The organism is Micromonospora haikouensis (genome assembly GCF_000876225.1).
GTDB classification, from domain to species: domain Bacteria; phylum Actinomycetota; class Actinomycetes; order Mycobacteriales; family Micromonosporaceae; genus Micromonospora; species Micromonospora haikouensis.
This window is the reverse complement of sequence record NZ_JXSX01000002.1, coordinates 434,592-453,920: the sequence shown is the minus strand read 5'-3', so window position 1 is coordinate 453,920 and position 19,329 is coordinate 434,592. Positions and strand designations below refer to the sequence as shown.

General features: G+C 74.9%; 18 protein-coding genes. 5 read left to right on the top strand and 13 right to left on the bottom strand.

Annotated elements, in window-relative coordinates; genetic code table 11:
- Nucleotides 1–34 precede the first annotated feature (34 nt).
- Entirely contained in the window at nucleotides 35–1,297 is a 1,263-nt protein-coding gene (locus tag TK50_RS18610; RefSeq protein WP_199486094.1) for a S8 family peptidase, read from the top strand.
- Nucleotides 1,298–1,381: 84 nt separating this feature from the next.
- On the opposite strand, the gene TK50_RS18605 is transcribed toward TK50_RS18610, so the two are convergent.
- Nucleotides 1,382–2,344: a complex I subunit 1/NuoH family protein gene (locus TK50_RS18605; RefSeq protein ID WP_043966499.1), complete on the bottom strand. Its 963-nt coding sequence runs from the start codon at nucleotides 2,342–2,344 to the stop codon at nucleotides 1,382–1,384.
- The gene (locus tag TK50_RS18600) at nucleotides 2,344–2,943 is read right to left on the bottom strand and encodes an NADH-quinone oxidoreductase subunit C (protein WP_043965424.1); all 600 of its coding nucleotides are present in this window, start codon (nucleotides 2,941–2,943) and stop codon (nucleotides 2,344–2,346) included. The genes TK50_RS18605 and TK50_RS18600 overlap by 1 nt, the downstream gene beginning before the upstream one ends.
- A 152-nt stretch (nucleotides 2,944–3,095) precedes the next feature.
- On the opposite strand from TK50_RS18600, the gene TK50_RS18595 reads away from it, so the two are divergent.
- A complete protein-coding gene (locus tag TK50_RS18595) occupies nucleotides 3,096–4,142 on the top strand; it encodes a glucose 1-dehydrogenase (RefSeq protein ID WP_043966497.1) in 1,047 nt (348 codons plus the stop codon).
- Nucleotides 4,143–4,172: 30 nt separating this feature from the next.
- Here the strand turns inward: TK50_RS18595 and TK50_RS18590 are convergent, their stop codons facing one another.
- Nucleotides 4,173–5,489, bottom strand: a complete 1,317-nt coding sequence (locus TK50_RS18590; protein WP_043965420.1) for a DUF2252 domain-containing protein — start codon at nucleotides 5,487–5,489, stop codon at nucleotides 4,173–4,175.
- Between the two features lie 679 nt (nucleotides 5,490–6,168).
- On the opposite strand from TK50_RS18590, the gene TK50_RS18585 reads away from it, so the two are divergent.
- Complete coding sequence (locus TK50_RS18585; protein ID WP_052503868.1) at nucleotides 6,169–7,089, top strand: COG1361 family protein; 921 nt, start codon at nucleotides 6,169–6,171, stop codon at nucleotides 7,087–7,089.
- A gap of 52 nt (nucleotides 7,090–7,141) precedes the next feature.
- Here TK50_RS18585 and TK50_RS18580 read toward each other — a convergent pair whose 3' ends face one another.
- The 4 genes from TK50_RS18580 to TK50_RS18565 all read right to left on the bottom strand — a co-directional run bounded on the left by TK50_RS18580 (nucleotide 7,142) and on the right by TK50_RS18565 (nucleotide 11,088).
- Nucleotides 7,142–7,723 carry an NADH-quinone oxidoreductase subunit B gene (locus TK50_RS18580; RefSeq protein ID WP_043965418.1) on the bottom strand — a complete coding sequence of 194 codons (582 nt, stop codon included), beginning with the start codon at nucleotides 7,721–7,723 and terminating at the stop codon, nucleotides 7,142–7,144.
- A gap of 85 nt (nucleotides 7,724–7,808) precedes the next feature.
- On the bottom strand, nucleotides 7,809–9,329 hold the full coding sequence (locus TK50_RS18575) for a pyridoxal phosphate-dependent decarboxylase family protein (RefSeq protein ID WP_043965416.1): 1,521 nt from the start codon (nucleotides 9,327–9,329) through the stop codon (nucleotides 7,809–7,811).
- On the bottom strand, nucleotides 9,326–10,741 hold the full coding sequence (locus tag TK50_RS18570; RefSeq protein WP_043965414.1) for an MFS transporter: 1,416 nt from the start codon (nucleotides 10,739–10,741) through the stop codon (nucleotides 9,326–9,328). Before TK50_RS18570 ends, TK50_RS18575 begins: the two co-directional genes overlap by 4 nt.
- A 32-nt stretch (nucleotides 10,742–10,773) precedes the next feature.
- Nucleotides 10,774–11,088, bottom strand: coding sequence for an MGMT family protein (locus TK50_RS18565; RefSeq protein WP_043965412.1), 315 nt, complete (start codon nucleotides 11,086–11,088; stop codon nucleotides 10,774–10,776).
- 13 nt (nucleotides 11,089–11,101) lie between these two features.
- On the opposite strand from TK50_RS18565, the gene proB reads away from it, so the two are divergent.
- Nucleotides 11,102–12,259 (top strand): glutamate 5-kinase, encoded by a 1,158-nt coding sequence (gene proB, locus TK50_RS18560; RefSeq protein WP_043965410.1) that lies wholly within the window; start codon nucleotides 11,102–11,104, stop codon nucleotides 12,257–12,259.
- Between the two features lie 69 nt (nucleotides 12,260–12,328).
- Entirely contained in the window at nucleotides 12,329–13,573 is a 1,245-nt protein-coding gene (locus TK50_RS18555) for a glutamate-5-semialdehyde dehydrogenase (RefSeq protein ID WP_043965409.1), read from the top strand.
- Nucleotides 13,574–13,653: 80 nt separating this feature from the next.
- On the opposite strand, the gene TK50_RS18550 is transcribed toward TK50_RS18555, so the two are convergent.
- The 6 genes from TK50_RS18550 to TK50_RS18525 form a co-directional block, all read right to left on the bottom strand.
- Nucleotides 13,654–13,902, bottom strand: coding sequence for a hypothetical protein (locus TK50_RS18550; RefSeq protein WP_043965407.1), 249 nt, complete (start codon nucleotides 13,900–13,902; stop codon nucleotides 13,654–13,656).
- 61 nt (nucleotides 13,903–13,963) lie between these two features.
- A complete protein-coding gene (locus TK50_RS18545) occupies nucleotides 13,964–14,845 on the bottom strand; it encodes a prenyltransferase/squalene oxidase repeat-containing protein (RefSeq protein WP_052503867.1) in 882 nt (293 codons plus the stop codon).
- Between the two features lie 208 nt (nucleotides 14,846–15,053).
- Entirely contained in the window at nucleotides 15,054–16,301 is a 1,248-nt protein-coding gene (moeZ, locus tag TK50_RS18540; protein WP_199486093.1) for an adenylyltransferase/sulfurtransferase MoeZ, read from the bottom strand.
- 40 nt (nucleotides 16,302–16,341) lie between these two features.
- Entirely contained in the window at nucleotides 16,342–17,250 is a 909-nt protein-coding gene (locus TK50_RS18535) for a DUF3152 domain-containing protein (protein ID WP_043965404.1), read from the bottom strand.
- Nucleotides 17,251–17,410: 160 nt separating this feature from the next.
- Entirely contained in the window at nucleotides 17,411–18,346 is a 936-nt protein-coding gene (locus TK50_RS18530) for a DUF3152 domain-containing protein (protein WP_479682686.1), read from the bottom strand.
- A gap of 5 nt (nucleotides 18,347–18,351) precedes the next feature.
- Entirely contained in the window at nucleotides 18,352–19,326 is a 975-nt protein-coding gene (locus TK50_RS18525; protein ID WP_043966488.1) for an alpha/beta fold hydrolase, read from the bottom strand.
- Nucleotides 19,327–19,329: the final 3 nt, after the last annotated feature.

Below are 19,329 nucleotides of genomic sequence, written 5' to 3'. Positions count from 1 at the left end.
CGGCGCAGGCTGTCCACAGTTGAGGAGATCAGCCTTGCGGAAGCCAGGTCGCAGAACGGTACGCCTCGGCGTGCTGGCCGGCATGCTCACCGGAGCGCTCGTCACCACCCTCGCCGTACCCGCGTCGGCCGCTCCCGGCGCGGTGGAGCCCGGCCGTCCCGCGCCCGCCCCGCTGCGCCCGGGCGGGCCGGAGGCCGCGCCGGACCGGTACATCGTGGTGCTCGCCGATCCGCCCGCCGGCACCGACCGCGCCACGCGCACCGCCCGCACGAGCCGGGCCGCCGCCGTCGCCGAGCGCGCCGGCGGCACCGTGCTCAACCGCTACACCCGGGTCCTCGACGGGTACGCCGCCCAGCTCACCCCGGCGGCCCTCGCCGCCGTGCGGGCCGACCCCGCCGTCGCGTACGTCGAGCGGGACAGCCGCATCCACGGCGGCGGCACCGACGACTTCTCGGCGTCTGCCGTGCAGTCGAACCCGCCGTCGTGGGGGCTGGACCGCATCGACCAGCACTACCTGCCGCTGAACAACAGCTTCGGCTACACGTCGACCGGTTCCGGCGTCACCGTCTACGTGGTCGACTCGGGCATCCGGGCCACCCACGTCGACTTCGGCGGCCGGGCCAGCGGCGTCTACGACGCGGTCGGCGACGGCAACGGCACCAACGACTGCCACGGCCACGGCACGCACGTCGCCGGCACCGTCGGCGGCGCGACGTACGGGGTCGCCAAGGCCGTCACCATCAAGGCCGTCCGCGTCCTCCAGTGCGACAACTCCGGCTGGACGACGGACCTGATCGAGGGCATGGACTGGATCGCCGCCAACCACGACCCGGTGTCGGTGGCGAACTTCAGCCTCCAGGGGTACGGCACCACCCCCAACACCGCCGCCGAGAACCTGATCGACTCGGGCGTGCACACCGTCTTCATCGCCAACAACTTCAACACCGACGCCTGCACCAACGGCCCCCGCTCGTCCCGGGGCGTCACCGTCGCCGCGACCGACGTCACGGACACCCGGGCCTCGTTCTCCAGCTACGGCACCTGCGTGGACGTCTTCGCCCCCGGCGTCAACATCACCTCCGCCGGCATCGCCTCGAACACGGCCGTCGCCTCCGGCTGGTCGGGCACCTCGATGGCGGCGCCGCACGTCACGGGCTGGATGGCGCGCTACCGGCAGCAGTTCCCGACGGCCACGCTCGCGCAGGCCAAGAGCGCGCTGATCGCCGCCGCCACCACCGGCGTGGTGATCAACCCGGGCCCCGGCTCGCCGAACCGCCTGCTCTACGCCGCCCCGTAACCGCCGGGCTCGGCTACTCGGAGTGTCAGGAAGGGCCCCCTGTACAACAGAAAGCGTTAACAGGGGGTCCTTCCTTGCACCCACCTACAGGGCGACGCGGACGGCGGCCGTGAGGACGAGCTGGGCGAGGGAGGCCGGCACCAGCACCAGCCAGCACAGCCGCTGGAGCTGGTCCTCGCGCAGCCGGGGGTACGACACCCGCAGCCAGATGATCACGAACGAGACGGCGAAGACCTTCAGCAGCGTCCACAGCCAGCCGAGCTGCGCGTCGGCGAACGGGCCCTGCCAGCCGCCGAGGAAGAGCACGGTGGTCAGCGCGGCGATCACCACGATGCCGACGTACTCGGCGAGCAGGAAGAACGCGAAGCGCAGTCCCGTGTACTCCGTCATGTAGCCGAAGACCAGCTCCGAGTCGGCGACCGGCATGTCGAACGGGGGCCGGCGGATCTCGGCCAGCCCCGCGACGAAGAAAACGATCATCGCGGGGGCCTGCCAGAGCAGCCACCAGGGCCGCCACGCCTCGACGATGCCGGGCAGGCTCAGCGTGCCGGCCGCCATCGCCACCGACGCGGCGGCCAGCACCAGCGGCAGCTCGTAGCCGAGCAGCTGGGCGGCCCCGCGCAGCCCGCCGAGCAGGCTGTACTTGTTGGCCGACGCCCACGCCGACATCAGCACCGCCACGACGCCCACCCCGACCACGGCCAGGACGAAGAACAGGCCGATGTCCAGCGGCTGGCCCACCAGGTCGCCGGGCCCGAGCGGGATCACCAGCAGGGCCAGCAGGTAGGGCACCAGGGCCACCACCGGGGCCAGCCGGAACACCGCCCGGTCCGCCTCGCGGGGGGTCACGTCCTCCTTCTGCACGAACTTGACCCCGTCGGCGACGAGCTGCGCCCAGCCGTGGAAGCCGCCCGCGTACATCGGGCCGAGCCGGCCCTGCATGTGCGCCATCACCTTGTGCTCGGCCTGCCCGACGACGAGCGGCAGGGTGAGGAAGGCGACCAGCACGCCGACCACCCGCAGCACGGCCTCCAACCAGTCGGGCATCAGGCCGCGCCCCCGTCGCCCCCGCGTGCCGGCCCCCACTCGCCCGGGGCCGGCACCCCCGGCGGGCGCACCGCCCGGCGGCCACCGGCCGCGGTCGACTCGCCCGGCTCCTTCGCGCCCGGCCACGGCTTGGCCACCCGGGAGGCGAGCACGAACTCCTTGCGCAACGGGTGCCCCTCGAACTCGGGCGGCAGCAGCAGCGGGCGCAGCTCGCCGTGCCCGGGGAAGTCCACGCCGAACATCTCGAACGTCTCCCGCTCGTGCCAGGCCGCGCCCGGGTAGAGGTCGACGACCGAGTCCACCCGGGGCGCGTCCCACGGCACCCGGGTGCGCAGCAGCAGGCCGTGCCGACGCCCCGTCGACCACAGGTGGGCGACCACCTCGCAGCCGTCGGCGAGCTGGTCGACGGCCGAGAGCCAGTCGAAGAAGTCGCAGCCCAGGTCGGCGTCGTCGCGGGCCGCGCGCAGCGCGTCCCGCCAGCTCGCCGGGGGTACGTCGACGGTGGCCCGCGCGTACGCCTGGCCGCCGGACACCGACGCGGTGGCCTCGACGGGCGCGAGCAGCGCGACCAGCCGCTGGCCGACCTCTTCGGGAGTCATGCCGCTGATCCTATGACCGACGCCGGTCCGCCGGGGCGGGCCGGATGCCGGTTCTGCCGGGGCGGGCCGGATGCCGGTTCTGCCGGGCGGGCGGCGGGCCGGATGCCGGATTCGCCGAGCGGCGGCACGCCCGGCGGGGAAGGATGGGGGTCGTGCGCGCCGTGACCGTCAACCCCGGAGTCCGCGACTCGCTGCGGCTGGTGGACGACTACCCGGAGCCGCACGCCGAGGAGGGGGCGATCCTCGTCGAGGCGCTGGCCGTGGGAATCTGCGGCACCGACCACGAGATCGTCGAGGGCACCTTCGGCGAGGCCCCGCCCGGCGCGTCGGCCCTGGTGCTCGGGCACGAGTCGCTGGGCCGGGTGCTGGAGGACCCGAGCGGCACCCTGCACCCCGGTGACCTGGTGGTCGGCATCGTCCGGCACCCGGACCCGGTGCCCTGCGCCAACTGCGCGGTCGGCGAGTGGGACATGTGCCGCAACGGCGAGTACACGGAGCACGGCATCAAGGGGCTGCCCGGCTTCGCCCGGGACCGGTGGCGGGTGCAGCCGCGCTTCGCCGTCGGGCTGGACCCCGCCCTCGCCCCGGTGGGGATGCTGCTGGAGCCGACCAGCGTGGTGGCGAAGGCGTGGGACCACATCGAGCGCATCGGGGCCCGCGCCGAGTGGCAGCCGCAGACCGCGCTCGTCACCGGGGCCGGGCCGATCGGCCTGCTGGCGGCGCTGCTGGCCACCCAGCGCGGGTTCGCCGTGCACGTGCTGGACCGCGCCGAGACCGGGCCGAAACCGGACCTGGTCCGGGCGCTCGGCGCGACGTACCACACGGGGTCGGTCGGGCAGCTCGACCTGGTGCCGGACGTGGTGGTGGAGTGCACCGGCGCGCCGTCGGTCGTGCTCGACGCGATGTGCAAGGCCGGGCCGACCGGCATCGTCTGCCTCACCGGCGTGTCCAGTGGCGGCCGGACCCTCGACTTCGACGCCGGGGCCCTCAACCGGGAGCTGGTGCTGGAGAACAACGTGGTGTTCGGCTCGGTCAACGCCAACCGGCGGCACTGGGACCTCGCCGCCGCGGCGCTGGCCCGCGCCGACCAGTCCTGGCTGAACGCGCTGATCACCCGCCGGGTGCCGGTGGCGGCGTACGCGGAGGCGTACACCCCCACCGGCGACGACATCAAGGTGGTGCTGGACTTCACCGCCTGAGCGGCCCGCCCTGGCCCGCCCCGGGTCCGCTCAGATGCCGGGCAGCCGGCCGTTGCGGAACAGGTCGACGAAGAGCTGGTGGTCCTCGCGGGCCCGCAGCCCGTACGCGTGGGCGAACTCCACCAGGCCCGCGACGAACCCGTCGGGGTCCGTGTCGACCGCCGCGACGATCGCCTCCTCGGTGGAGTAGTCGACCAGGTCGTGGCTGGACTCGTCGTCGGCGACCGAGTGCATCCGGGCCACCGCCCGGCCCAGGTCGGCCAGCACCCCGGCCAGCTCCTCCGGCTCGTTGACGTCCGACCAGTCCAGGTCGGCGGCGTACGGGGAGACCTCGGCGACGAGCTGGCCCGCCCCGTCCAGCTCGGTGAAGCCCAGCCACGGGTCGGCGTGGGCCTGCAGCGCCCGCTGCGACTCCGCCGTCCGGTGCCCCTGGTGCCGGAAGTACGACCGCACCCGCTCGTCGTCGATGTGCCGGGCGACCGCCGGCACCTGGGCCTGCTTCATGTAGATGACGACGTCGTTCTCCAGCGCCTCGGTGTGCCCCTCCAGCAGCAGGTTGTACGACGGCAGCCCGGCCGAGCCGATGCCCACCCCCTTGCGCAGGACGACGTCCTTGATGTGCGCGGAGACCGGGCGCAGGTTCGCCGAGGACTCCGGCAGCGTGCCGAGGTACTCGGCGAACGCGGCGCAGACCTTCTCCCGGGTGTCGCCGTCGATCTCGAACACCCCGTCGCCGAGGGAGAACCGGCGCTCGTAGTTGTCGACGGTGGTCTGCGCGGCGAGCAGCTCCACCCGGGTGTTGAGCCGGGCCTGCTGGAGCACCCGGCGCAGCACGCCGTCGGCGTTGTCGAGGGTGATCGAGCCGATCGCGTCGTCCCCGCCGGCGGCGATGGCCCGCAGCTCCGTCAGGTACGACCGGGCGAAGCCGGCGACCAGGTCACCGATCGCGCGGTCGGAGAGCGCCTTGGCGTACCCGAGCAGGGCGACGCTGGCGGCGAGGCGGCGCAGATCCCAGGTGAACGGCCCGACGTACGCCTCGTCGAAGTCGTTGACGTTGAACACGAGCCGCCCGGAGGCGTTCATGTAGGTGCCGAAGTTCTCCGCGTGCAGGTCCCCGTGGATCCACACCCGGCTGGTGCGCTCGTCGAGGAACGCGTCGTCGGCGAAGTCGCCGCGCTGGTCGGCGTAGAAGAGCGAGGCGCTGCCCCGGTAGAAGGCGAACGGCGAGGCGGCCATCTTGCGGAACTTGCGGCGGAACGCCGCCGGGTCGAGCGCCATCGACGCGCCGAACTCCTCGGTCAGCACGTCGACGATGAAAGCGGAACGCTTGTCCGCAGACTGGTTCATGGCCGCAGGCTAATCCCAGCCCGCCACCGTCCCACCTACCCCTGGGCCGCGCCAGCCGGTGAGGTCCAGCACGGCGGCCCGGTGCGAACCGATTGGGCAGGGGTTGCCGGCCGCGAAGAGCTGCGGGACCTGACTCTGCGTCACGTCTCCCCGGCCGCGAAGGACACCTGCGTTCCCCTTTGCTCTGCACCCACCCACGCAACACGCCACGGAGCTGGCCGCCTGCAAGATCGCGGACCGCCGGCGGGTGCGGCAACCGGTTGCACTGCGTGGCCGTTGCGTATGCGGGTGCAGAGCAAAGGGGTGGGGTGAGGCTTGTGCCGCAGGCGCGGGGGTCACGTTCTGTCGCGCCTCCGGCCGATGGGTGCGGGTGCCGTCCGCGGGATGTGGCCGCTCGACGCTGAGACCGCGCCGACCGGGGTGGACCGCCGGCCGCCTCCCGGAGCTGCCGCCGGACGGGACCCGGACGCGGGGTGGCGGGCCGGCCGAGGGTCGATGATGATGACGCGGCCACGGTACGGGGGTACGTGGCGACGCGGGAAGGTCACGCGCGGCGGCGACGCCGTGGCGCGGCGACACCCGGGACGGACCACTCCCGACATCGCCGGGGCCGTCCCGGTGGTGCCGCTTCGTCGCCCGGCGCATTGCGCCGGACGCGCCCCACGGAGGACCCGCACCGATGATCGAACGCACGGCGGGCCTGCTCGCCATCGCCCTGCTCGGCTGCACGGCCGCGCTGGCACCGGCCGGAGCGGCGATGGCCCGCACCGCCGAACCCGCATCGGCCCGCCCGACCGGGACCGCCACCGTCTCGGTGGGCCGGCTCGTCCTGGACCCGACCGAGCGCGGCTACCGGGGCAGCCTCCCGGTGACCATCACCAACCCGGGCCCGGCGGCCGACCACTTCTGGTTCCAGGTTCGTGAGCCGGTGCCCAGCTCGTTCGCCGACTCGCTCCAGTGCGACTACGCGGACCCGGTGGACAACCACGAGGTCCGGATCTGCGCCGTCCCGGGTGACGGCGGCGACCTCGCGCCGGGCGAGAGCCGCAGCTTCTCCGTCGACTTCCACGTGCTGGCCACCCCGCGCGCCTACCCGATGTCGGCCACCGGGGGTGTGCTCGACGTCTTCTCGGCCGCCGGGGCGAGCGCCAGCACGTCGTTCGGCGCCCAGTTCCGGTCCACCACCGGGTCGCTGACCCGCCCCCGTCCGGTCCCGTACGTCCAGGACGCCCGCCCGGACGCGGCGATCGACGTGACCGGCCCGGTCACCGTCGACCCCTACGGCAGCTACCGGCTCCCGGTGCGGGTCCGGTACGCCGGGGACGCCCCGCACAGCAGCCTCTACCTCAAGGCCACCAACCTCCCGGCTGGCGTGGTGATCGAAGGCACCGATCCGACGTCCGGCCCGGCGTACTCGGACGAGACCCTGGTGCCGGGAACGCGGATGATGCCGGGCGAGGAGCGCGCCTTCGACGTGGTCTTCAGCGCCCCCACCAGCGCCCAGGACGTCACCCTGGAACTGTGGACCGCGTGGTTCGGGGTGAGCCCCGACGCGACCCCGGGGGACAACGTCGTCACGTTCACCCTGGCCCCGCAGTGACCGGCTGACCCCCGCCCACCACCCCCGGGGCGCCCCTGTCGCGGAGGTGGCTTCAGGGAGTGGTGGGCCGGCGGATCGGCGGGGCCGTCAGCGAGTCCACCGGGCGGGGCGGCCGGGCGGCGGCGGGAGCGGCGTCGGCCGGGGAGGCCAGAGGGTCGGGGCGGGGGACGCCGCCGACGCCGGACTGCTCGGCGGCGATCTTCTCCTGGAGGCGCAGGATGCCGTGCAGCAGCGCCTCCGGGCGGGGCGGGCAGCCGGGCACGTACACGTCGACGGGGATGAGCTGGTCGACGCCCTTGGTCACCGAGTACGAGTCCCAGTAGGGGCCGCCGCAGTTGGAGCACGCGCCGAAGGAGATGACGTACTTCGGCTCGGGCATCTGGTCGTAGAGCCGCTTGATCGCCGGGGCCATCTTGTCGGTGACCGTGCCCGAGACCACCATCAGGTCGGCCTGGCGCGGGCCGTGGGCGAACGGGATCACCCCGAGCCGGATGAAGTCGTGCCGGCCCATGCTGGTGGCGATGAACTCGATCGCGCAGCAGGCGAGGCCGAAGTTGAACACCCACAGCGAGTAGCGGCGGCCCCAGTTCAGCACGAACCGGATCGGCTCCCCGAGCACTGCCGGCAGCTGCACGACCGCCTCCTCTCTCCCGCGCCAGTCAACCACAGCCGCCGCCCGCCCCGAACGGGACAGCTCGGGGCGGCGGCTCAGGGGCAGCTCAGTAGGTGGGGCGTTGCAGCAGGCCGACGAACTCGACCAGCAGCCGCTCCCGCAGGGCCGGCGGGGCGGCGTCGAGCAGGGCGTTGACGGTGGCGTCCGGCGCGAAGCCGCCACCGGCCGCCGCGCCGCCGGGGCCGGCTCCCACCCCGCCGAGGCCGAGGGCGGCGGCCAGGCCGGCGACCAGTTCCGGGGTGAGCGCGTCCGGGGTCAGCGTCGCCGCGAGCGCGGTCAGCTCGGCGGGCAGCTTCACCGGGCCGGCGGCGCGGGCCGCCGCCGCCGCGTCGGCCAGGTCGGGGCCGAACTCCGCCACCCGGGGGGCCACCGCGGCGGTCACGGTGAGGTGCACGCTGGCCGGCAGGTCGGCGTACGAGAGTTGGGGCTGGGTGTGCCAGCCGCGCGCGGTCAGCTCGTCGACCAGCACGAACAGGTCCAGCGTCGGGTCGGTGGAGGTGAAGCAGACCACCGTCGACTCGGGCTCGGCCAGCAGCCGCAGCCCGTCGGTGCCGCGTACCGCGTCGGCGAGCCCGGCCACGGCGTCGCGGGTCGCCGCCGCGAGCCGCAGGTAGCCGTCCTCGCCGAGGTGGCGCAGCGTGGCGTACGCGGCGGCGATCGGGCCGCCGGAGCGGGTGGAGGCGATCACTGGGTTGACCATCGTGTAGCCGGGCCAGTCGGCGTACGCGAAGAACTGCGGGGCGCGCAGCGCCGGGGTGCGGTGCAGCAGCACGGAGACGCCCTTCGGGGCGTACGCGTACTTGTGCAGGTCGACGGAGATCGAGGTGACCCCGGCGACGGCGAAGTCGAACGGCGGCACCGGCTCGCCGAGGCGGCGCAGCCAGGGCAGCGTCCAGCCGCCGAAGCAGGCGTCGACGTGGCAGCGCACCCCGGCCTCGGCGGCCACCGCCGCGATCTCGGCGACGGGGTCGACGACGCCGTGCGCGTACGAGGGGGCGGAGCAGGCCACCAGCACCGTGTCGGGGCCGATCGCGGCGGCCACGGCGGCGGCGGACGGCCGCAGGGTCACCGGGTCGACGGGCACCGGGTCGAGGGCGACCCGCAGGTAGTGGGCGGCCTTGGCGAACGCCGCGTGGGCGGTCACCGGCACGGCGATGCGGGGCGCGGCGACGTCGGGGCGGGCGTCGCGGGCGGCCTTCACGGCGAGGATCAGCGACTCGGTGCCGCCGCTGGTGACGCTGCCGACGACGTCGGGGGCGGTACTGCCGGGGCCGCCGCCGAGCAGCCGGGACGCCGCCCCGACCAGCGCGTTCTCCATCGCCAGCAGCGACGGGAACGCCGTCGGGTCGAGGCCGTTGACGTGCGCGCTGCTCGCGTGGGCGGCGGCGGCCAGCTCGTCCAGGCCCGGCACGGCCGGGTCGTAGACGTACGCGAAGAGCCGCCCCCCGTGGGTGGGCCGGTCCCCCGCGCGCAGCGCCCCGATGTCGCCGAGCACCCGCTCGGCCGGCAGCCCGCGCTCCGGCAGCGCCCGGCCGGTGTCCTGGCCGTTGTCCTGGTCGTCGCTCATGCGGCGGTGACGTTCCTCTCGTGGTGGCCGGTCTCGTGGTGGCCGGCGGCGACGGTCAGCAGGTCGTCCCGGGTGAGCGTGTAGTGGCGCAGCAGGAGCAGGGGCGGGCCGACCAGCAGGGCCGGCAGCACGGTGAAGCCCAGCAGCACGCCGAGGCGGGCCGCGTCGGACTGGACGGCCGCCGTGCCGGTGTCGGAGGAGACGTACCCGCTGAGCTGGAGCACCAGGCCGTAGATGCCGGGGCCGAGGGCGAGGCCGAGGGTCTCCCCCGCCGTCCACAGGCCGGTGAACACGCCGGCCTGCCGGCGGCCGGTGCGCGCCGTGTCGTACGCGATGCAGTCGGGCAGCATGGCCAGCGCGAAGACCTGCTGGCCGGCGTACCCGACGCCGATGACCGCGACCACGAGGTAGACCGCGACGGCCGGCAGCACCGGCGCGGCGACCAGGCCGGCGGCCCCCGCCGTGAGCAGCGCGGACGCGGCGACCAGCGCGGACCGCTTGCCGACCCGCGCGCCGACGCGGGTCCACAGCGGCATCACCAGCAGCGCCGGCCCGACGAAGCAGGCGAAGAGCACGGTGGGGCCGGTGGTCGGGTCGCGCAGCACCTGGTCGGCGAAGTAGCTGACCCCGGCCAGGATGGTGGCGACCCCGGCGGACTGGATCACGAAGCAGACCAGCAGCGCCCGGAACGGCCGGTTGCGGGCGGCGACGGCGAGCTGGGCGCGCAGCGTCGGCTCGCTCTCGCCGACCGTGCCGGTGGGCGCGCCCCGGGTGCCGAGGAACGCGCCGAGGGTGCCGAGCACGATCAGCGCGGCGACGAACAGGCCCATCCAGCGGTGCCCGGCGACGCCGTCGCCGCCGGCGGTCACCACGGCGGGGGCCACCGCGCCGGAGACCAGGATGGCCACCGCCAGCACCGCGATCCGCCAGCTCATCAGCCGGGTACGTTCGGCGTAGTCGTCGGTCAGCTCGGCCGGCATCGCCACGTACGGGACCTGGAAGAACGCGAACGCGGTCGCCGTGGCGAGGAAGGCGAGGGCGACGTACGCCCCGGCGGCCGGGCCGGCGCCGAACGGGGCGGCGAAGATCGCGGCGAACAGCACGGCCAGGGCGAGGCCGCCGAGCAGCAGGTACGGCCGGCGGGCCCCCCAGCGCGACCTGGTCCGGTCGGAGATCCGCCCGGCGACGGGGTTGACCAGCACGTCCCACGCCTTCGGCAGGAGCACCAGCAGGGCGGCCACCCCGGCGGCGACGCCGAGGGTGTCGGTCAGGTAGGGCAGGAGCAGCAGCCCCGGCACGGTGCCGAACGCCCCGGTGACCAGGGAACCGAGCGCGTAGCCGGCGTGCACCCGGCGGGGCAGGACGTGGCCGCCGGACTTCGGTGTGCCGGGTCCGGCGGGCGGCAGCGTCATGACGCCGAATGTTACTCACGTTACGGTCGCGGTCACATCCCCTCTTCCGGCGACCAGGCAGCCGCACCCATGTCCACCCCGGTCCCGCCCAGCGGGGCGCCCTCGGCGCGCAGCCGGGCCCGCGCCTCGACCTCGTGGCCGGGCGGCAGCCGGCCCGCCGAGGTGACCACCCGGTGCCACGGCACCCCGCCCCCGTGCCGGGCCATGATCGAGCCGACCAGCCGCGCCGACGCCCGCCCCGAGCGCTCGGCCAGCGCGTCGGCGACCGCGCCGTACGACATCACCCGCCCCGGCGGGATGCGCTCGACCAGCTCCAGGACCGCCTCGACGTACTCCGCAGGTGTCACGAGCTGCCACGATATGGGAACGCCGCCGGGGCCCGCCGACCCGACCGCGCAGAATGGGCGGGTGCGTCTCGCAGTCACCTCGGCCCGGCGGGTCGTCGTCAAGATCGGCTCGTCCTCGCTGACCACCGCGTCCGGGGGCCTCGACGACGCCCGCGTCGATGCGCTCGTCGACACCCTCGCCCGGCTCGCCGCCGACGGCCGCGAGGTGGTGCTGGTCTCCTCCGGCGCGATCGCCGCCGGGCTCGCCCCGCTCGGGCTCAGCCGCCGCCCGCGCGACCTGGCCACCCAGCAGGCCGCCGCCAGCGTCGGCCAGGGCCTGCTCATCGGCCGGTACGCGGCCGGCTTCGCCCGGCACCGCCTCACCGTCGGGCAGGTGCTGCTCACCGTCGATGACGTGACCCGCCGGGCGCACTACCGCAACGCGTACCGGACGCTGCGCAAGCTGCTCGACCTGCGGGCCGTGCCGATCGTCAACGAGAACGACACCGTCGCCACCGAGGAGATCCGGTTCGGCGACAACGACCGGCTCGCCGCCCTCGTCGCCGCCCTCGTCCACGCCGAACTGCTGGTGCTGCTCTCCGACGTCGACGCCCTGTGGACCGGCGACCCGGCCCGCCCCGAGTCGACCCGGATCACCGACGTCCGCGACGAGCGGGACCTGGCCGGCGTGCAGATCGGCGGGGCGGGGCGGGCCGGCGTCGGCACCGGCGGCATGGTCACCAAGGTCGAGGCGGCCCGGATCGCCACCGGCTTCGGCATCCCCGTGGTGCTCACCGCCGCCGGACTGGCCGCCGCCGCGCTGGCCGGCGACGAGGTCGGCACCCTGTTCCACGCCGAGCGCAGACGCCCGACCGCCCGGCTGTTCTGGCTGGCCCACGCCACCACCCCGCGCGGCCGGCTGCACCTCGACGCGGGCGCGGTGGCCGCCGTGGTGGGGCGGCGCAAGTCGCTGCTGCCGGCCGGGATCACCGCCGTCGACGGGGCGTTCACCGCCGGCGACCCCGTCGACCTGGTCGACGCGGGGGGCGCGCCGGTGGCCCGGGGGCTGGTCAACTACGACGCCGTGGAGCTGCCGGGGCTGCTCGGCCGCTCCACCGGCGAGCTGGCGGCGGCGCTCGGGCCGGCGTACGAACGTGAGGTCGTCCACCGCGACGACCTGGTGCTGCTGTAAGCAGGGGCCCTCTGTCAACGCATTCCGTTGTACAGGGGTCCCTTCCCAACACCGTGAGGAGTGAGCTGGATGAGCGTCGTCGAGCAGGCCAGGCGGGCCCGGGGCGCGGCGGAGGCCCTGGCGGTCGCCACGCGTACCACCAAGGACGCCGCGCTGGTGGCGATGGCCGACGCGCTGGTCGCGCGTACCCCCGAGATCGTGACCGCGAACGCGGCGGACCTGGCGGCCGGGCGCGCGGCCGGGCTGAGCGCGGCCATCCTGGACCGGCTCGCGCTCGACGCCGCGCGGGTGGCGGGCATCGCCGACGCGCTGCGCGAGATGGCCGCGCTGCCCGACCCGGTCGGCGAGGTGGTACGCGGCTCGACCCTGCCCAACGGGCTGGAGCTGCGGCAGGTCCGGGTGCCGTTCGGGGTGGTCGGGATCATCTACGAGGCCCGCCCCAACGTCACCGTGGACGCCGCCGGGATCTGCCTGAAGTCGGGCAACGCGGCGCTGCTGCGCGGCTCCGGCTCGGCGGCGCACTCCAACGCGGCCCTGGTCGCGGTGCTGCGCGACGCGATCGCCTCGGCCGGGCTGCCGGCGGACGCCGTGCAGCTGCTCGACGCCAGCTCCCGCGACTCGGTCAAGGAGCTGATGCGGGCGCGCGGCCTGGTCGACGTGCTGATCCCGCGCGGCGGGGCGTCGCTGATCCGCACCGTCGTCGAGGAGTCGACGGTGCCGGTGATCGAGACGGGGGTGGGCAACTGCCACGTGTACGTGGACGCCGCCGCCGACCTCGCCAAGGCCGTCGCGATCACCCTGAACGCCAAGACCCAGCGCCTGTCGACCTGCAACACCGCCGAGTCGCTGCTGGTGCACGCCTCCGTCGCGGACGCGTTCCTGCCGGCGGTGCTGGCCGCGTTCGCCGAGGCCGGGGTGACGGTGCACGGCTCACCGGAGGTCGCCGCGTACTCGTCGGCGGTGGTGCCGGCGACCGACGAGGACTTCGCCACGGAATACCTGTCGGCCGACATCTCCGTCACCGTCGTCGACTCGCTCGACGCGGCGGTGGCGCACATCCGCCGGTACGGCACGGGGCACACCGAGGCGATCGTCACCGACTCCCAGTCGGCGGCCCGCGAGTTCGTGGCCCGGGTCGACGCGGCGGCGGTGATGGTCAACGCCTCGACCCGGTTCACCGACGGCGGCGAGTTCGGCTTCGGCGCGGAGATCGGCATCTCGACGCAGAAGCTGCACGCCCGGGGGCCGATGGGCCTGCCGGAGCTGACCAGCACGAAGTACGTCGTGACGGGCGACGGCCACCTGCGGGGGTAGGCAGGGACGGTACGACACCGCTGGTGGCGGACCGTGCGTCGGCGATGGCCGTGGCGGGGGCGGTGCTGGTGGCGGTCGGGTCAGCGACGGCGGCCCGGCCGACGACCCGACCGGCGGGGCTTCTCGCGCTGACCGCGAGGGCGTCGCCGGCCCGGCGTCGCCTCGTCCGGCGGCAACGCGCCCTCACCCCAGAAGCGCATCGCCACCAGCGGGGCGGCGACCACCAGGAAGACCAGCAGCTGGAACCAGGCGTACTCCAGCAGCTCCACGTCCCAGGTCCGCCACACCAGGAGCAGACCGGTGGCCACCACCGCGAACACCAGGAACATCAGCGGACCGCCGCGCCGGCCGACGAACCGCCGGAAACGTCCGCTGCGGGCGGGGCGTGGGTCAGCGGCAGGCACGGATGGCCGCCAGGGTGGTGTGCACGTCGAACTGGTGGCCGTCGTCGCTCTCCCAGCCGCCGTCGCTGCGCTGGGTCTCGGCCAACCGGCGGCGGGCCGCGACCAGCGTCCAGTGCTGCTCGTCGACGCCGACCCGCCGCAGGGCGGCGGCCAGCGACGCCGCGTTGGCCGGGGAGAGCTTCGGCATCCGGTCGGCCAGCGCCACCTGGATCCGGGCCGACTCGTAGAACAGCTCCTGCCGGTGGAAGACCGCCGCGCTGAGCCAGCCGACGGCCAGGTACGACGGGAAGGTGCCGTCCGGCTGGAGCTGCCCGGCGAGGGCCTGGACGGCGGTCTGCACGACGCCGGTGTAGGCGCTGCCGGCGTACGCGCCGGCGGCCTGGTCGGGTGGTCCGGCCGGCCAGCGGGGGTCGGGTGAGTGTGCCGCGCGGCGGCCGGGCGCGGCGTGCCGCGCGTCCAGGTCGGCGACGGTGAGCCAGAAGGTGACGGTGGCGGTCAGGTACAGCCGCGCCTCGGGGTCGCCGGGCCGGGCCCACCAGGGGGCGTCGTCGGCGAGGGCGGGATCCTCCTCCCAGCCGCCGTCGGCCTGCTGCCGGGACGCCAACCAGTCCAGCGCCCGGCGGGCGGCGGGACGGCCGAGGGCACCGAGGTCGTCCAGCTCGGCGAGGCGGAAGCAGGTGGCGTCGACCGAGGCGACGTCGGCGCCCCAGACGGCGGGCCAGCCGCCGGTGGGAGTCTGCCCCACCTCGGCGCTGTCGAGCAGTTCCGGCGACGGTGCCGCGCCGGCCCGCAGCCAGGACAGCCGGGCCCGTTCCACCGCGTCACCGTGCGCCACCACGAACCCGATCGCGGCGTCCAAGTCGACCACGGCAGGAACGCTACCGACGCAGACGCGATCCCACCTCGGATGGTCGGCCGGGCGACACTGGGCGAGCAGGTGCCAACGGTGGGCGAGCAGGTGCCGTCGGCCGGCGGGTGGGTGGGTGTGAGAAGGGCCCCTTCTCTGCCGAAAGCGTTGAGAGGGGGCCCTTCCTTGCACCGTTAGCTGGCGCCAGCTGCACTTGCGCCGGTCGTGCTCAGTACGCGGGGAGCGAGGGGTCGATCTGCTTGATCCAGGACAGGACGCCGCCCTGGACGTGCACCGCGTCGCGGAAGCCGGCCGCCTTGAGCGCGGCGAGCGCCTCGGCGGAGCGGACGCCGGACTTGCAGTGCAGCACGATCTGCCTGTCCTGCGGCAGCTTCGCCAGCGCCTCGCCGGAGATGATCTCGCCCTTGGGGATGAGCGTCGAGCCGGGGATCCGGACGATCTCATACTCGGCGGGCTCGCGGACGTCGACGAGGAAGATGTCCTTGCCGGCGTCCTGCCACTCCTTCAGCTCGGCCGCGGTGATCGTCGCGTCGACCACCGCCTCCTGGGCCTCGACGGAGACCGCGCCGCAGAAGTCCTCGTAGTCCTCCAGCAGGTCGGTGACCGTCGGGTTCTCGCCGCAGAGCACGCAGTTCGGGTCCTTCCGGACCTTGATCTTGCGGTAGCTCATCTCCAGGGCGTCGTAGACCATCAGCCGGCCGACCAGCGGCTCGCCGATGCCGGCGAGCAGCTTGATCGCCTCGTTGACCTGGATCGAGCCGATCGACGCGCAGAGCACGCCGAGCACGCCGCCCTCGGCGCAGGAGGGGACCATGCCGGGCGGCGGGGGCTCCGGGTAGAGGCAGCGGTAGCAGGGGCCGTGCTCGGCCCAGAACACCGACGCCTGGCCGTCGAACCGGTAGATCGACCCCCAGACGTACGGCTTGCCGAGCAGCACCGCCGCGTCGTTGACCATGTAGCGGGTGGCGAAGTTGTCGGTGCCGTCGACGATCAGGTCGTAGCCGGAGAAGATCTCCCGCACGTTGTCGCGGTCCAGCGCGGTGTTGTGGATCTCCACGTTGACCAGCGGGTTGATCTCGCGGATCGACGCCGCGGCGGACTCGGCCTTGGACCGGCCGACGTCGGAGACGCCGTGGATGACCTGCCGCTGGAGGTTGGACTCGTCGACGGTGTCGAAGTCGATGATGCCGAGCGTCCCGACGCCCGCCGCGGCCAGGTAGAGCAGAGCCGGCGAGCCGAGACCGCCGGCGCCCACACAGAGCACCCGGGCGTTCTTCAGCCGCTTCTGCCCCTCGACCCCGACGTCGGGGATGATCAGGTGGCGCGAGTAGCGGCGGATCTCGTCAACGGTCAGCTCGGCGGCGGGCTCGACGAGCGGGGGCAACGACACGGTGGACTCCCCGGGATCGGCGTGGGTGACGAGCCATTGTCGCTCGCCGAACCGCCGATCGGCCATGAGCAGGGACACCCGCCCGACATGCGGGAGCGGGAATAACTCAGGTGCCCGGGGTCGGCTCCCCCGCGTACCGCTTGCCGTCGAGGTAGGGCCAGGGGTTGGCGACGCAGCCGTCGAGGCCGTACGTCTGCTGCTGCATCACCGGCGCGGGCTCGCCCGGCCCCGGGCATGCCTCGTGCAGCTCGCCGAGCTCGTGCCCGACCTCGTGGTTGACCACGTACGCGCGGTAGACGTCCAGCGGGGCGCCGTAGTCCGGGACCGCCTCCATCCACCGGGCCAGGTTGATGATCACCTGACCGGGCAGGCGGCAGGAGGTGTACCGCTCGGTGCGCAGCCCGCCGAGCGCGCACATCCGCTCCGAGGTGACGGGGGTCGCCAGGTAGACGGTGAAGTCCGCCTCGGGTGCGGAAACGTCGGAGGCGTCGGCGGAGGGGGCGGCGTCGGCGGCGGCTTCCGGGCCGGCGGGGGCGGCGGGCCCGGCCACCCGTTGCAGGCGCAGGTCGCCCGAGGCGATCCAGCTGCGCGGGTCGCCCAGCGCCTCGTCGACCACGGCGGCGAACGCGTCCGGGTCCTGGCCGGTGTCCCGCTCGACGAGCACCCGGTAGCGGCGCACCGGCCCGCCCGTCCCCTGGACCGGGGACTGACCCGCCGCGGCCGCGAACCGGCCGGGTCCGCTGGTCGGCCAGCCGCCCGACCGCCCGGGGGCGGCCCGCTCGGCCCGGCCGTCCTGGTCGGCCCGGTCTCCCTGCGCGGCCCCGACGCTGTGGTCGCCCGCCCCGGCCCCCGCCCCGCCGGGGTCCGCCGGCCCGGTCGGCGGCACCGCGCCGAGGACCAGGAGCGCGGCGGCGGCGACGGCGACCAGGGCGGACAGGCCGCCGAGCGCCGTACGAAGGCGCGAGCGACCCGGCCGCCGGGGGCGGTACGCCCCGGATGGGGAGAGGGAAGTCACCCCGTCAGCCTGACAGACAAAACGCGCCCAACTGCGCTTTTGCCGCCCTCAGCGCGAAAAGCCCTCGCCTTTTCCGGCGCGCTGCGCCCCGGTCACAGCGGCGCGGCCCGCCCCGGCCGCAGCGACGGGAGCCGCCCCGGTCACCGTGGCAGGGCACCGGTCACAGCGGCGGGCCGGCGTAGCGGCGGCCGTCCCGGTACGGCCACGGGTTGGCCACGCAGCCGTTGAGGAAGAGGGTCTGCTGCATCATCACCGGCGCCGGCCGGCCCGGCTTCGGGCAGCGCTCGTGCCCGTGCCCCAACTGGTGCCCGACCTCGTGGTTCACCACGTACGTCCGGTAGACCGCCAGCGGCACCCCGGCGTCGACGAAGTGCGGCACCGACAGCCGCCACCGGTCCAGGTTGATGATCACTTTCCCGGGCGCGCGGCAGGAGGTGTAGGGCCGCCCGCCCACCCGGATGTCGACCCCGCCGGCCGCGCACATCCGCCCCGCCGTGCCGGCCGTGGCCAGGTAGACCGTGAAGTCGTGCCGGGCCGCGCCGGGCACCCGTTGCAGCCGCAGCCGGCCGCTGTCCACCCAGCTCCCCGGCCCCGCCAGCGCCTCCTGCACCGCCGTGCCGAAGTCGCCCACGTCCTCGCCGGCCTCCCGTTCCACCGCCACCCGGTAGCGGCGCAGCGCGCCGGCCGTGCCGAGCACCGCGCCGGGACGGTCGTCGTACCGGAAGCCGCCCCCGCCGGCCGACGGCACGGGGCCCGGGATCCGCAGCACCGGGGACGGGCCGGGCGCCGGCGGGGATCCGGTGTCGACGGGCGGGGGGCCGCCGAAAGCCGCCGCCGGAGGGCCGCCGGGGCCCGGCGACGACGCCGGGAGGGCCACGCCGTTCGCCGGGGCCGGCGTGCGGGCCGCCTGGTCGACGGCCAGCGCCTCGACGTCGGTCGGGGGGCCGCCGCCGGTCGGGGGCCGGGCCGTCAGCAGGACCGCGCCGGCCAGGACGCACCCGGCGAGGGCGGCCACCGACAGCAGGGTACGCCGCCGGGCGGCCGGGGCTGCGGGGGAATTCGGGCGGGAAGCGCGACGAGGCAGGAATCCGGGCATCCCGGTCAGGATGCCACGTCACGGACCGTCACGGGGTTCGCCACTTCGTCGAGCAACCCGAGCACCGCGCGGGCCACCGTGCGGGGCACCTCCAGCTGGGCCACGTGCCCGACACCGCGCAGCATCAACAGCCGGCTGTCCGGGATCACCCGGGCGGCCTGCGGCGCCACCCGCACGTCGACCAGCCGGTCCGCGGACCCGCCGATCACCAGCGTCGGCACCCGCACCGCCGCCGCGAGCCGCCACAGCGACTCCGGCCCCCGCAGGTACGAACGCAGGAAGCTGGAGACCAGGCCGCGGAAGGTACGCACGTACACGGAGGCGTAGTGCGCGGCCTGGTAGCGCAGCAGGATCTCCTCCAGCGCCTCCTGCCGGCGCTGCTCGCTGATCCGGGTCAGGTCGGCCACGCAGGACTCCATCACCTGCTGCGCCATCACCTTCGGGTCCAGCCGGGCCAACTGCCAGCCGACGAGCCGTTCCCCGCGCGGCACGGCCAGCAGGGGCAGCATCCGGCCCTGCAACGAGCGGCGGAAGTCCAGGAAGGGCAGCGCCGGGGAGATCAGGGTCAGCGTGCGTACCAGGTCCGGGCGCAGCGCGGCGACCCGCACCGAGACCGCCCCGCCCAGCGAGTTGCCGAGCAGGTGCACCGGCCCCCGGTCGGAGTGCTCGATCCAGCGGACCACGTGCTCGGCGAACGCGGGGACCGTGTAGCGCCGACTCGGCTCGCTGTGCCCGAACCCCGGCAGGTCGATGGCCTGGCCGTCGAGCCGGTCGGCGAGCAACCCGGCCAGGTCGGTCCAGTTCTGCGACGACCCGCCGAGGCCGTGGACGTAGAGCGCCGGCTCGGCCCCGCCGGCGGTGGCCGGGGTGTCCCGGACGTAGGTGACGGAGCCGTCGAGGCGTACCTCCCGACCGGGCCACGGCGGCGGGGTCCCGTGCGGGGGCAGGTGGTGGTCCGGCCCGAGGATGGCGGCTTTCATGGC

Excerpts from the sequence above, each read along its gene's own strand:
- TK50_RS18525 (WP_043966488.1), bottom strand. The coding sequence starts at position 19,326 with ATGAAAGCCGCCATCCTCGGGCCGGACCACCACCTGCCCCCGCACGGG.
- TK50_RS18530 (WP_479682686.1), bottom strand. The coding sequence starts at position 18,346 with ATGCCCGGATTCCTGCCTCGTCGCGCTTCCCGCCCGAATTCCCCCGCA.
- TK50_RS18555 (WP_043965409.1), top strand. The coding sequence starts at position 12,329 with ATGAGCGTCGTCGAGCAGGCCAGGCGGGCCCGGGGCGCGGCGGAGGCC.
- TK50_RS18570 (WP_043965414.1), bottom strand. The coding sequence starts at position 10,741 with ATGACGCTGCCGCCCGCCGGACCCGGCACACCGAAGTCCGGCGGCCAC.
- TK50_RS18605 (WP_043966499.1), bottom strand. The coding sequence starts at position 2,344 with ATGCCCGACTGGTTGGAGGCCGTGCTGCGGGTGGTCGGCGTGCTGGTC.
- TK50_RS18600 (WP_043965424.1), bottom strand. The coding sequence starts at position 2,943 with ATGACTCCCGAAGAGGTCGGCCAGCGGCTGGTCGCGCTGCTCGCGCCC.
- TK50_RS18550 (WP_043965407.1), bottom strand. The coding sequence starts at position 13,902 with ATGTTCCTGGTGTTCGCGGTGGTGGCCACCGGTCTGCTCCTGGTGTGG.
- moeZ (WP_199486093.1), bottom strand. The coding sequence starts at position 16,301 with ATGGCCGATCGGCGGTTCGGCGAGCGACAATGGCTCGTCACCCACGCC.
- TK50_RS18575 (WP_043965416.1), bottom strand. The coding sequence starts at position 9,329 with ATGAGCGACGACCAGGACAACGGCCAGGACACCGGCCGGGCGCTGCCG.
- TK50_RS18585 (WP_052503868.1), top strand. The coding sequence starts at position 6,169 with ATGATCGAACGCACGGCGGGCCTGCTCGCCATCGCCCTGCTCGGCTGC.
- TK50_RS18590 (WP_043965420.1), bottom strand. The coding sequence starts at position 5,489 with ATGAACCAGTCTGCGGACAAGCGTTCCGCTTTCATCGTCGACGTGCTG.
- proB (WP_043965410.1), top strand. The coding sequence starts at position 11,102 with ATGGGAACGCCGCCGGGGCCCGCCGACCCGACCGCGCAGAATGGGCGG.